Origin of the sequence: Aliiroseovarius lamellibrachiae (assembly GCF_018599245.1) — a bacterium.
Classification (GTDB): domain Bacteria; phylum Pseudomonadota; class Alphaproteobacteria; order Rhodobacterales; family Rhodobacteraceae; genus Aliiroseovarius; species Aliiroseovarius lamellibrachiae.
In genome coordinates, this window is the sequence record NZ_JAHEVJ010000009.1 from 1 (window position 1) to 12424 (window position 12424).

At 55.4% G+C, this 12424-nt stretch carries 8 protein-coding genes; 6 read left to right on the forward strand and 2 right to left on the reverse strand.

Annotation, left to right across the window (positions count from 1 at the left end):
- The 6 genes from KKW20_RS14705 to KKW20_RS16665 form a co-directional block, all read left to right on the forward strand.
- Positions 1-873 (forward strand): carbohydrate ABC transporter permease (locus KKW20_RS14705; protein ID WP_214568668.1); only part of this gene is annotated, 873 nt, incomplete at its 5' end.
- 10 nt (positions 874-883) lie between these two features.
- Positions 884-1735: a carbohydrate ABC transporter permease gene (locus KKW20_RS14710; protein WP_214568669.1), complete on the forward strand. Its 852-nt coding sequence runs from the start codon at positions 884-886 to the stop codon at positions 1733-1735.
- Positions 1732-2778: a Gfo/Idh/MocA family protein gene (locus KKW20_RS14715; protein ID WP_214568670.1), complete on the forward strand. Its 1047-nt coding sequence runs from the start codon at positions 1732-1734 to the stop codon at positions 2776-2778. Before KKW20_RS14710 ends, KKW20_RS14715 begins: the two co-directional genes overlap by 4 nt.
- On the forward strand, positions 2775-3770 hold the full coding sequence (locus tag KKW20_RS14720; RefSeq protein WP_214568671.1) for an ABC transporter ATP-binding protein: 996 nt from the start codon (positions 2775-2777) through the stop codon (positions 3768-3770). Before KKW20_RS14715 ends, KKW20_RS14720 begins: the two co-directional genes overlap by 4 nt.
- 117 nt (positions 3771-3887) lie before the next feature.
- Positions 3888-5693: an autotransporter assembly complex protein TamA gene (locus KKW20_RS14725; RefSeq protein WP_343207601.1), complete on the forward strand. Its 1806-nt coding sequence runs from the start codon at positions 3888-3890 to the stop codon at positions 5691-5693.
- 17 nt (positions 5694-5710) lie between these two features.
- Positions 5711-9472, forward strand: a complete 3762-nt coding sequence (locus KKW20_RS16665) for a translocation/assembly module TamB domain-containing protein (RefSeq protein WP_214568672.1) — start codon at positions 5711-5713, stop codon at positions 9470-9472.
- A gap of 76 nt (positions 9473-9548) precedes the next feature.
- Here the strand turns inward: KKW20_RS16665 and KKW20_RS14735 are convergent, their stop codons facing one another.
- Both KKW20_RS14735 and KKW20_RS14740 read right to left on the reverse strand, forming a co-directional pair.
- Complete coding sequence (locus tag KKW20_RS14735) at positions 9549-11108, reverse strand: SpoVR family protein (RefSeq protein WP_214568673.1); 1560 nt, start codon at positions 11106-11108, stop codon at positions 9549-9551.
- Positions 11105-12424, reverse strand: coding sequence for a YeaH/YhbH family protein (locus KKW20_RS14740; protein WP_214568674.1), 1320 nt, complete (start codon positions 12422-12424; stop codon positions 11105-11107). Before KKW20_RS14740 ends, KKW20_RS14735 begins: the two co-directional genes overlap by 4 nt.

The following is a 12424-nucleotide window of genomic DNA, read 5'->3' on the forward strand; positions in this document are numbered from 1 at the left end:
GCCCCATCGGTGCTGGTTTATACGGCGGTGATGATCTATCCGCTGTTCAACACATTGCGTTTGGCGCTTTATTCAAAGGTCGATCAAGAACGCATCTTTGTGGGGCTGGCGAACTTTCGCACCTTGTTCTTCGATCCCATTTGGTCTGAACAATTCTGGAATGCCTTGGGCAATAATTTCTGGTTTTTCATCGTGCATATGCTGGTGCAAAACCCCATCGGCGTGGCCTTGGCGGCCATCCTGAGCCATCCGCGATTGCGTTTCGCCGCACTGTATAGGTCCGCCATTTTCATCCCCACAATCCTGAGCTTTGTGATCGTGGGTTTTGCATGGAAATTGATCCTGTCGCCCATTTGGGGCATCGCCCCCAACATGCTGGATGCGGTTGGTCTGAAATCCCTATTTGCGCCGTGGTTGGGCAAAGAAGAATACGCGCTGACCACGCTTGCGCTGATCTCTGTCTGGCAATTTGTGGGCATCCCGATGATGTTGATTTACGCTGCACTCCTGTCGATCCCAGAAGAGATTTTGGAAGCGGGCGAAATAGACGGCATCACCGGCGTTTCGTCCTTCTGGAAAATCAAACTGCCGTTGATTCTGCCCTCGATCGGGATCATCTCAATCCTGACATTTGTGGGCAATTTCAATGCGTTTGACCTGATTTACGCCTCTCAAGGTGCGCTGGCGGGGCCTGCGTATTCGACGGATATTTTGGGCACATTTATGTACCGGACGTTCTTTGGCTTCCAGCTTCAGCTTGGGGATCCGCACATGGGGTCCGCCATCGCCGGGGCCATGTTCTTCATCATTTTGGTTGGGGTCAGCCTGTACCTCTTTGGTATCCAGACCCGGATGCGCCGGTATCAGATGTGAGGATCAGATCATGAGCAATTCTTCCGCCCAAGCCCGCACAAACCCGTTAAACACAATCGCCATGCACGGCGCGTTGATCACCTATACTTTGATCGCGCTGTTCCCAGTTTTTGTGATCCTTATCAACAGCTTCAAGACACGCAAAAAGATCTTTCGCGAGCCTTTGGCGCTGCCGGATGCGGATAGTTTTTCGCTGATCGGCTATCAAACTGTGCTAAAGCAGGGGGATTTTTTCCTCTACTTCCAAAACTCGTTCATCGTGACGGTCGCCTCGCTTTTCTTTGTGCTGCTGTTTGGGGCTATGGCCGCCTTTGCGCTGTCGGAATACCGGTTTAAGGGCAACACGATTATGGGGCTGTATCTGGCGCTTGGGATTATGATCCCGATCCGCATCGGCACCGTGGCGATCCTTGAACTTATGGTGCAGACCGGTCTGGTGAATACGCTGTGGGCGCTGATCTTGGTTTATACCGCGCAGGGTCTTCCGCTTGCGGTGTTCATCCTGTCAGAGTTCATGCGACAGGTGAGTGATGATCTTAAGAATGCGGGCCGCATCGACGGGTTGTCGGAATACACGATCTTTTTCAAACTGGTTCTGCCGCTGGTGCGCCCGGCGATGGCGACGGTTGCGGTCTTTAATATGATCCCGATTTGGAATGATCTGTGGTTTCCGCTGATTTTGGCACCATCCGAAGAGGTCAAAACCCTGACCCTTGGCAGCCAAGTGTTCATCGGCCAGTTTGTCACTGATTGGAACGCGGTGTTGTCGGCGCTGTCGATGGCCATCCTTCCGGTGCTGGTTCTTTACGTGATTTTCTCACGTCAACTGATCCGCGGTATCACATCTGGGGCGGTGAAATGATCCGTGTTCTGATCGCAGGTCTGGGCAATATGGGTCTGTCCCATGCGCTTGCGCACCACCGCGACAAAGGTGCCGAGGTCGTGGGGCTGGTCAACCGTTCAGGCCGCGTGGATCACCGTGATCTGGCCGCATATCCCGTCTTTACCGATTTTCAAGAGGCGCTGACCACCACTCAGCCGGACCTCGTTGTCATCGCCACCTATTCGGATAGTCACGCGGATTATGCGGTGGCGGCGATGACAGCGGGGGCACATGTTTTTGTGGAAAAACCACTGGCGACCACCGTGTCTGATGCCGCGCGCGTGGTGGCCACAGCCCAAGAAACCGGCCGAAAACTGGTGGTGGGATACATCCTGCGCCATCATCCCAGCTGGGTGCGGCTGATCGAAGAGGCCCGTGCACTTGGCGGACCTTATGTGTTTCGCATGAACCTGAACCAACAAAGCGCGGGAGCGGCGTGGGAAACCCACAAAGCGTTGATGCAAACCACGTCACCGATCGTCGATTGCGGTGTGCATTACGTGGATGTCTGGTGCCAAATCACCGACGCCAAGCCTGTCAGCGTCAATGGAATGGGCCTGCGCCTGTCTGATGAAATTGCACCGGATATGTACAATTACGGCCAGTTTCAGGTGACGTTTGAGGATGGATCTGTGGGCTGGTACGAAGCTGGCTGGGGTCCGATGATGTCGGAAACTGCGTTTTTTGTAAAAGACGTTGTGTCGCCTGCCGGATCCGTGTCGATTGTCGAAGAGGGCAAGGCTTCGTCGTCTGACGTGGATGGCCATACCAAAGTGGGCGGGTTGCTCGTGCATCGCCCGGATGGTGACACACGCATTGCGCTGCCCGATGAACCCGGACACCAAGAATTATGTGACGCAGAGCAGGCTTACATGTTGCGCGCCATCACTGAAAACCTCGACCTGACCCGCCATATGCAAGACGCGGTTCAGTCGCTCGCCATTTGTCTGGCAGCCGATGAAAGCATTCGCACCGGCCAGCCGGTTTCTTTGGCTGCTCGTTTGAAAAAGGACACGATATGACCGCCTTGACCCTGACAAAAGTGAACAAATCCTTTGGCTCCGTCCATGTGTTGAAAGACATTGATATTGAGGTGGAAGAGGGTGAATTTGTCGTGTTCGTTGGCCCATCGGGTTGCGGAAAATCAACCTTGCTTCGGGTGATTGCCGGGCTGGAAGACGCAAGTTCAGGCGAGATCCGCATTGGCGACGATCAGGTCAATCTGACCCCTCCCTCAAAACGCGGTATTGCGATGGTGTTCCAAAGCTATGCGCTTTATCCGCACCTGAATGTGCGCAAAAATATGACCTTGGCGCTTAAGCAGGAAAAGCAATCCAAAGAGGTGATTGACGCGCGGGTCGAAGAGGCCAGCCGGATGCTTGACCTTGGCGATTACCTTGACCGCTTCCCATCCGAGTTGTCCGGCGGACAGCGTCAGCGTGTGGCGATTGGGCGTGCGATTGTGCGCCAGCCCAAGCTGTTTTTGTTTGATGAACCCCTGTCTAACCTCGACGCTGCTTTGCGGATGAACACCCGGATTGAAATCGCCGCGTTGCATCGTCAACTGGCGGCCTCGATGATTTATGTCACCCATGACCAAACCGAAGCGATGACCCTGGCCGATAAAATTGTGGTTTTGCGTGACGGTCGCGTGGAGCAGATCGGTAGCCCGATGGAACTGTACAACAACCCCGCAAATCAGTTTGTCGCCGGGTTTCTGGGATCGCCCGCGATGAATTTTCTGCCGGCGGATTTGCTGGCTGAAGGGGACATGCGGACACTGGGTGTGCGGCCTGAGGATCTCCAGCTTGACGATATGGGGGCCTTCGATGCGAAAGTTGGCCATGTGGAACATTTGGGTGGCGACACCAATGTCATCGCCAACATTGGCCCACATCAGGTGACTGCGCGTCTGTTTGGTCAACATGATGTAAGCGAGGGGGACGAGGTCAAGTTGGGGTTTGCTGCCGATAAGGCCTATTATTTCGACAAAGACGGGGCGCGATTGGGCTGAGCCAAAGCGATATTTTGCCGAAGTGATGAGTTGTGTTTGGAATGATGGTGGCAGGTCTTTGCCGATCGGGTTAGCTTAGGGCAACGCCAACCTTTCGTCCCGGCAAGGATCCTGCGAGTGACGCGGACAGTTTACGCTTTTCTTCACCTAATCCTTTGCGTCTCCGCGTTTGTGGGGGGGCTGGGAACACCCGCACTCGCATTGGAACGGGTTACCTTTAACGTCTCTGGCGTGGACGAGGCGCTGAAATCCGATCTGAAAGCCGCCTCGCTGGTGCAATCGGTCAAATCCCGAGATGTCACCGCCCCGCGTGAGGTGTTTGCTGCGGCCTTGGCTGACTACGGTCGCTTGACAGAAACACTCTATGCAAATGGGTATTACAGCGGCGTTGTACAGATACGTGTGGACGGGCGCGAAGCGGGCGCCATCCCGCCGTTCTCAGAACCCAGTACGATCAATACGATTGCGATTTCTGTGACGCCAGGCCCAGTTTTTCGCTTTGGCACAACCAAGGTTGACCCGCTCGCACCGGGATCTACGTTGCCCAAGGGATTCAGATCAGGCGAAATTGCGCGTAGCGAGTTGGTGCAACAAGCGGCGGACGGGTCTGTTGCAGACTGGCGGGATGCCGGTCATGCGAAAGTCGCTGTTACGGGGCAGAAAATCTCCGCAAATCATGCCAATCGGGTCCTTTCTGCCTTTCTGTATTTGACGCCGGGGCCAAAAGTTCGGTTTGGCGCGTTGCGCCTGACGACCGACAGCATGGTGCGTGCAAGCCGCATTCAACGCATCGCGGGTTTGCCAAAAGGGGCACAGTTTTCGCCAGATACCCTTGAAACTGTGGCCAAACGTCTACGTCGCACCGGCGCATTTTCATCTGTTTCCATGACCGAGGCCGCACATTTGGGGCCGGGCGACACGTTGGATATTGATCTGGCACTGGTGGATGCAAAACCACGTCGCTTTGGCGTCGGGGCAGAATTGTCGTCGCTTGAGGGTCTCACCGTGTCTGGGTTTTGGATGCACCGGAATTTTCTGGGTGGCGCAGAAAGGTTCCGCGTTGACGGCGAAGTCGCGGGAATTGGCGGACAGCATGGCGGCATCGACTATCGGCTTGGCGTGCGCCTGGATCAGCCAGCGACCTTTGGGCCTGATACGGGCGGATTTCTATATGGTGGCCTCGCGTATGAGGACGAGCCGGGATATATTTCGCGCAGTGCGGATATCGGCGCTGGCGTGACACGCATTTTTTCGAAGACCCTCGAGGGCGAACTCGGCTTTGGGCTGCGCTATTCTGAAACCACGGATTATCTGGGCGAGCGCCGCTTTTTCTTGGCCACCTTGCCCGGGGTCCTTACTTGGGATCGGCGCGACAATGCATTGAACCCGACAAATGGGTTTTATCTGCGCGGAAAGGTTACGCCGTTTATCTCGCTTGATACGGGCGGGGTGGGGGCGTGGGGCTTGGCCGATGGGCGGGTCTACCGCGGCTTTGGTGGGGGGAAATATGTTCTCGCCGCGCGGGTGCAGATCGGCACTGTGCTGGCCGGAAATACCAGCGACATTCCCCCGGATTATCTGTTTTATTCCGGCGGTGGTAATTCCGTGCGCGGGCATCCTTATCAATCTCTTGGCGTAGATGCCGGGGGCGGCAACCTCACCGGTGGGCACGGCTATGTCGCCCTCTCGGCGGAGCTGCGTGCGGCAATCACTGACACGATCGGTGTGGTGGGGTTTGTGGACGCAGGTCATATTGGTGACACGGGCATCCTTGCGGGTGCGGGCGATTGGCAAGTGGGCGCCGGGATGGGGTTGCGCTATCAAACGCCCATCGGTCCGTTGCGACTTGATGTGGCTGGGCCTGTTTCGGGTGACACCGGGAGTGGCGTGCAAATATATCTTGGAATTGGACAAGCGTTTTGAACCGGTTTCTAACCCTCGTGATCTGTGTCACCGCATTTCTTTTACCCACCCTTTCGGGGGCGCAACAGGCGCGCGAAGATCTGGACGATCGGGGCTATATCCAAGCGTTTCTCGAAGACAACCTCTCTGATCTTGGCCGCGATATCCGAATTATCGGTTTTGCGGGGGCGCTTAGTTCGAAGGCCACGATCGAGCAAATCACCATCGCGGATGAAGCGGGAATTTGGCTTACCTTAAATGGTGTTGAACTGAGTTGGAGCCGGTCCGCGTTGCTGAGTGGACGGATCGACATTGATGTGCTGAGCGCGCGAGAGATCCTTTTGCCGCGCCGCCCCCTCGCGGTCAGTGGTGCCCCCGCGCCAGAAGCGGGCGGGTTTTCATTTCCAGAGCTGCCAGTGTCGATCGACATCGCAAAAATCCGGGCAGATCGGGTGGAGATTGGCGCGCCGGTCATGGGCGCCGCCGCAAGTCTATCCTTACAAGGTGAGGCGCATCTGAATGGTGGTAAGGCATCTGCTGATGTCACCATCACACGGACGGATGGCCCCAAGGGGGTGTTGTCGCTGAAAGGGGCCTATTCCAACACAGACAAGATGCTGGATTTGGCACTCAACCTGGAAGAAGGCCCTGATGGGATTGCCGCCAATTTGCTTGGTCTTCCGGGGCGTCCATCGACAAAGTTAAACGCCGCCGGGGCCGGACCTGTGCAGAATTTCAAGGCGGATATTGCCCTTGCAACCGACGGGAAAGAGCGGTTGACCGGGCAGGTGTTTTTGCTGGGGGGCGAACCAGATCCAACAGAAAATACCGCCTCGGATCAGCGCTTTAGGGCGTCTATTTCCGGGGATATCGCACCGGTATTTTTGCCAGAATACCGTGATTTCTTTGGCGATGACGTATCGCTAACTGCCAATGGCGTACGGCAGGAAAACGGCGCACTGACGCTTGAAGAACTGAGGGTTACAACAGATGCTTTGGCGCTTTCCGGGCGGTTGTCCCTCTCGGCGGGGGGCTGGCCAGAGGCTTTTGCGCTGACAGGCCGATTGGGCGACCCATCGGGCAATGCGGTGTTGCTGCCTTTTTCTGGTGAAAAAACTGCGGTGAACAGCGCAGATATCGCGTTGCACTATGATTATGCGGCGGGAGAAGAATGGCGCGCGGAAGCGTTGATTTCCACCCTCGCGCGGGATGATTTCACGTTGCAAGAGGCCAAAATTGTTGCATCTGGCACGCTGTCGCGTGGCGAAGGTACTGCGATCGGGCAAGTGACCGGCGATGTAGGTTTGTCTGCGTCGGGTATCGTGCCGGCTGATGAGGCTTTGGCAATGGCGATCGGTACGGATCTGTCCGGTGAACTAGGCTTTTCTTGGCAAGAAGATGACCCGTTAAGCGTGTCCGAAATTAACCTGACGGGCGCAGATTATCGCTTGACCGGCGCTGTTCGGGCGGATGCGCTCAAATCTGGTATCAACGTCGAAACCCAAGATGCTTTGACCTTAAGCGCGGATAATTTGGCGCGTTTTGCCCCGCTTGTTGGAACAGATCTATCGGGTGCATTGCGCGTGAGAATGTCCGGCGTAGCTAATCTTTTGGGTGGCGCATTCGACCTGCACATGGGGGGGCAGGGGCAGGGGGTTTCCGTTGGCCAACCTCGTTTTGACCCGCTTATTTCCGGGGTCAGCACACTTGATCTGGATATTGTTCGTGATGAAATCGGCACGCGTATTCCCCAGTTTGCCATTCGCACAGATGCCGCAGAGGCCACCCTGGCAGCCACTTTAAAAACAGATGCCAGCCAAGCGGAGTTTCGCCTTAAAATTCACGACACCTCCGTGGTTGATCCGGGCTTGCTGGGGCCTGTTGATGTGTCGGGGTTGGTGCAGCAGCAAGGTCAGATTTGGACAGTTGAGCTTGACGGTGCGGCACCGGGGGACAGCCAATTCACGGCAAATGGGACCGTGCAAACCGATGGCGGAAAAGCCGATACGGTTCAAGGAGAGCTTCGTGCGAAAATAGCGTCACTCGCGCCCTATCGCGCGCTGGCTGGGGCGCAAGTTTCTGGTGCGCTGGATATCGCGGCAAAAGGTGAAATGTCCCTGGCGGACGGGCAATTCACGGCCTCGGTTGAGGGATCTGGTCGCGATTTGGTCGTGGGGCAACCGGCGCTTGATCCGTTGATCGCTGGGCCAAGCACCCTCACCGCCAAATTACATCGCGGGGTGAATACCCCTGTGCTGTTGGATGACTTGAAGCTGACCACCAATGAAGTGTCCCTGACGGCAACCGGCCAGTCCGATGGCTCTGTCAATCGGCTGTCATTCGCCGGATCCCTGCGTGATTTGGGTGTGGTGGCGAGCGGGGTAAATGGGTCTGCGCGTGCGGATGGCACCGCGGTGTTGCAAGATGAAATCTGGCAGGTTTCTGTCAATGCCGAAGGTCCAGGCGGGGCGAATATACGCGTCAACGGCGATGTGCTGTCGGATGGCTCCCGCGCAAATTTGGCACTGTCTGGATCGGCACATCTGGAATTGATCAATCCACTTATCCGCCCCAGATTGCTCAGCGGGCAGGCGGCGTTCGACCTTGTTCTTGATGGGCCCTTGGCCTTGTCGTCATTCGCGGGCGGAGTACAGGTTTCGTCAGGCCGCTTGGTCTTGCCAGCCCGACATCTGGCGTTTGATATTGATGGGATCACAGCGCAACTTGCCGGTGGACGCGCGCAAATTGACGTCGCGGCATCGGTGCGAGAAGGCGGCAATATATCTATTACAGGTCCACTTAATTTGTCCGCCCCATACGAGAGTGATTTGCAGATTTCGGCGCGCGCCTTGCACCTGTCAGACGGCAATCTTTTTGAGACCACGTTGGACGGCACCGCCGCGTTGCGTGGGCCCTTGGCTGGGGGGGCCAGAATGGTCGCAGATCTTTCCCTAGGCCCAACAGAAATTCGCGTCCCCGAGGCGACACCAAGCAGTTTGCCCATCATGGAGAGCCTGTCGCATGTGAATGAGCCGCGAGCCGTGCAACAGACCCGTCGATTTGCCGGGTTGATTGTGGACACCAGCGCGAGCGGACCCACGCTTGCCTATCCCATTGATATTCGCCTTCATACGCCGGGTCAGATATTTGTGCGGGGCCGTGGGTTGGATGCGGAACTGGGCGGGGAATTGCGGCTTACCGGCAGCAGTACAGATATTGTCCCGCAAGGCCAATTCAACTTGGTTCGGGGCCGTTTGGACATACTGGGCAAACGGCTGTCGCTGACCGAAGGGCAGGTTCGTTTACAGGGCGGTTTCGACCCCTATTTACATTTTAAGGCTGAAAGCACGGCTGAAGAGGCACAGGTCTATATCAATGTCGATGGCCCGGCCTCTTCCCCCGAGGTGTCGTTTACGTCCGACCCGGAACGTCCGCAGGATGAAGTTTTGGCTCTGCTGTTGTTTGGCCGGGATATTACCGAGATTTCTGCCGTTCAAGCCTTGCGCATGGCGGCCGCGGTGCGCAGCTTGGCGGGCAAAGGCGGCGAGGGGATCGTCAGCAAATTGCGTGGATCATTTGGCCTGGATGATTTGGACGTCAGCACCGATGCCGATGGCGTGGCCACGGTTAAGGCGGGGAAATACATCTCGGAAAATGTTTACACTGACGTGACCGTGGGTTCTGACGGCACCAGCGAAATCAATTTGAACCTGAACCTGTCCCCGTCGTTGACGGCGCGCGGCAGCGTCGGTTCTGATGGTGACAGCAAGCTGGGAGTGTTTTTCGAGCGCGATTACTAAATGTTTCGTGATCACCTTGAAACACAGGTTTAAGACGGAACGCCCACCACATTGATTGGTGACACACTGGCGTAACTTACCCTTCAAACACCTTGGGTTTTTTGGTGGTGCGCGCATAAAGTTCTGCTCCACTCACCCGATCGACACCTTTCAGGCTGACGTCGTACCCCCACAATTTGCGTACATGTTTCAGCACTTCGGTCCGGCTGTCATCGACCAGATCAATCCCATTGCTGATCGTATGCAAAAGTTGCAATTCACGGTCACCTTTCAGATCGGCGTCACGAACTTGAATATCTGGTTCAAGATAGGCCAAGTCATAAGAGCGTGCGAGCACGCGGCGGATCTCGCGGTACCCCCGACGGTTGTGGATGTGGCTGACTTCAAGGTTTGGCTGCTTGGCGTCATCGGCGATGACAAACAGTTTGAACTGGCGGATCAGGTGGGGCGAGAGGAACTGGAGAATAAAGCTCTCGTCGCGATAATTGGCCCAAGCGTCTTTTAAAACACTGCGCCAATCGGGATCGCCTGCAAAATTCGGAAACCACTCGCGGTCCTCGTCTGTTGGGTGTTCGCAGATCCGCTTGATGTCCATCATCATTGCAAACCCAAGCGCATAAGGGTTCAACCCGGAAAAGCGCGGGTCGTCAAATTCGGGCTGCAAGATCACATTTGTATGGGAATGGAACATTTCCATATAGGCGCCTTGGGTGATCAGTCCTTTTTCATAAAGTTGGTTAATGATGTAGTAATGGGTGAAGGTCGCACAACCTTCGTTCATGACTTTTGTCTGTTTTTGTGGGTAAAGATACTGTGCCATATAGCGTACGATCCGTAGAATTTCGGACTGCCAGGGCGCCAGAACGGGGCTGTGTTTTTCAAGAAAGTAGAGGATATTTTCCTGCGGTAAATTCATCGCGGCCAACCGATTGTTTAGGGCCAAGTCCTCAGCTGTCGCGGGCTCTTTTCCTTCGCCCAGCCTTGCATCGGTCCAGATATCCAACAGCTTTCTTTCGCGCACATAGCCTTCGCGTTGCAGGCGGATGGCTTCGATTTCTTGGCGCGTTGGTTTGGGCGGTCGACCATACCGAAACACACCCTGATCGCGCAGCGCATGGGCGGCGTCAATGACCTGCTCGACCTCATCCACACCGTATCGCTCCTCACAATCCGAAATAAAATTCTTGGCAAATGATAGGTAATCTTGCACCCCATCGGCATCGGTCCAGTCACGGAATAGATAGTTGTTTTTGAAGAAATGATTATGCCCGAAAGCCGCATGCGCCATCACAAGGGTCTGCATTGCCATGGTGTTCTCTTCCATATTATAGCTGATGCAGGGGTTTGAATTAATGACGATTTCATAGGCCAGACCCATGTGGCCTTTGCGATAATGGGTCTCGTCGCGGACAAAATGTTTGCCAAATGACCAGTGCTGATACATCAATGGCAACCCTGCGCAGGAATAGGCGTCGAGCATTTGTTCGGCCGAGATGATCTCGATCTGGTTCGGATAGACATCTAACCCAAGATCCCCAAGCGCGATCTCTTCGATGGCGTCATGCACCGTGTTCATCAACTCAAAGGTCCAGTCGGATGTGTCAAACAACGGCTGAGTAGCGATTTTTGCGGTCATTTTTCAGCCCCCTTGATGGAAAATAATCTGCGGAACATGGGGTAAATATGCGCGGGTTCCGACACGCGCAGCATTTCAAAACTGGGCCAGATGGCATTCACATTCACATAGGAATCCCACAGATCACCGCCCGTGTCTGTGTCATTCATTGCGTCCCTGGTCCCTGTCGGCATGATCTCGACATAGGCGAAATACTGACAGATCGGCAGGATGACATCATTGAGCAGTTCCTCGCATTTCAGCGAGTCCTTGCCAAAATTTTCACCATCCGACGCTTGCGCGGCATAGATGTTCCACTCATCCGTTGGGTACCGGTCCTCGATGATCTTTTGCATTTCCAAAAGGGCCGTGCTGACAATGGTGCCGCCGGTTTCGCGGGCGTAGAAAAATGTCTCTTCATCCACCTCTTGTGCGTGATGGGTGTGCCGAATGAACACGACATCAGACTGATCATAAGCGCGTTCCAGAAACAGGTTGAGCAACAGGAAAAACCGCCGCGCAAGGTCCTTTTCACGCTCCTGCATCGAGCCTGAGACATCCATCAAGCAAAACACAACAGCCTTGGAATTCCGGGTCATCACAGGGACATGCGTATCAAAGCGCAGGTCAAGAGGGTCAATATAACCGACAATCTTGCGCTTGCGCTCGAGGGCGGCGAAGGCCGTGCGCAGCTCCTCAAGTCGTTTTTTGTCCCGTGCCGTGGGGGCACCCTCTTCTTCCAGCGCCTCGATATCGGCGGCCAATGTGGCAAGCTCGTCCGTTGATGGGCGCCTTAGGGCAATGCGTCGCCCAAGCGAGTTGCGCATCGTGCGTACGAGGTTGAGGTTGTTGGGGGATCCCGCCGTGGTCAGCCCGGCCCGACGGGTCGCTTTGGTTTCAGTTTCAAATGTATTTTTCTTAATCATGTCGGGCAGTTCCAGCCCGTCGAACAAGATATGCAAATACTCCTCTCGGGTCAGGCTGAAGGTAAACCCATCTTCGCCCTCGCCACTGTCCGACGCCTTGCGGCCCCCTTCCCCGGCGCCAGATTTTGGACGGGGGAAACTGTCGCCCACCACAAATTCTTTGTTGCCGGGAAAGATACGTTCGCGAAATCCACCTTGGTTGGAATGTACGAAACGTGGCTCGCCAATGCCTTTGGTGGGGATGGTAATCCGTTCGCCTGTCGGCACGGATCCACCATCCTTGATGGATTTCTCCTGTACCGATTTATCGACCATATCCTTGATATGATGCCGCGCCCGGCGCAAGAACCGTTGGCGATTGCCAAGGCTTTTGCCCTTTGGATTTTGGCGGCGGTCAATGAAATGTCGCAT

What these genes read in the sequence shown, in the direction of transcription:
- KKW20_RS14715 (WP_214568670.1), top strand. Translation starts at nt 1,732, where the DNA reads ATGATCCGTGTTCTGATCGCAGGTCTGGGCAATATGGGTCTGTCCCAT.
- KKW20_RS14735 (WP_214568673.1), bottom strand. Translation starts at nt 11,108, where the DNA reads ATGACCGCAAAAATCGCTACTCAGCCGTTGTTTGACACATCCGACTGG.
- KKW20_RS14720 (WP_214568671.1), top strand. Translation starts at nt 2,775, where the DNA reads ATGACCGCCTTGACCCTGACAAAAGTGAACAAATCCTTTGGCTCCGTC.
- KKW20_RS14710 (WP_214568669.1), top strand. Translation starts at nt 884, where the DNA reads ATGAGCAATTCTTCCGCCCAAGCCCGCACAAACCCGTTAAACACAATC.
- KKW20_RS14740 (WP_214568674.1), bottom strand. Translation starts at nt 12,424, where the DNA reads ATGCGACATTTCATTGACCGCCGCCAAAATCCAAAGGGCAAAAGCCTT.